Annotated in this window: 1 protein-coding gene and 1 pseudogene; both read left to right on the forward strand. The window is 43.6% G+C overall.

Going from position 1 to position 516, the window contains the following annotated elements; translation table 11 throughout:
* Positions 1-293 (forward strand): heme NO-binding domain-containing protein (locus tag QTO00_RS20720; protein ID WP_331426399.1); only part of this gene is annotated, 293 nt, incomplete at its 5' end.
* A 5-nt stretch (positions 294-298) separates the two neighbouring features.
* Positions 299-516 (forward strand): annotated as a pseudogene (locus QTO00_RS20725) (ATP-binding protein); the annotation flags it as partial.

A 516-nucleotide genomic window follows, 5' to 3' on the forward strand; every position in this document is an offset into this window, starting at 1 on the left:
GTAGCTTACAAGCATGTAAAACGTCGTTTCAGTTCGTTAAGTTGGTGGAAGACTACATTCACATTGAAGTCAAAAAACTCTATCCAGAAGCGAACCCACCTAAGTTTGATTTTGTGTCTGAATCTGAGACCGAGATGGTGTTTGACTATGTAAGCGCACGCTGTATGTCCCATGTCTGTTTTGGTTTACTCGAAGGCTGTGCTGCGTTCTTTAATGAAGAGTTATCGCTATCAATGAATAACCTCACTTCAGATGGAAGTAAGGTGCGTTTTACAGTTAATTTGGTAGGGTAGAGTGGATGGCAGATCAATCAGCCCTTGAGCGCAAGTTAGCGAGAGAGGTTGCCGCAAGAAAGGAGGCGGAGGCTTTGCTTGAGGGAAAAAGCCTCGAACTGTATGAAGCTAATCAACAGTTGCAGTTAGTACTTAGCCAGCTTAAGCGTCAAAACCTAGAGGATTTATATAAGCTAGAGTTTGAGCAGCAAATCAACGAAGCTCTGATTCACTTTGGACGCGC

It is taken from the genome of Vibrio sp. M260118 (assembly GCF_036533755.1).
Classification (GTDB): domain Bacteria; phylum Pseudomonadota; class Gammaproteobacteria; order Enterobacterales; family Vibrionaceae; genus Vibrio.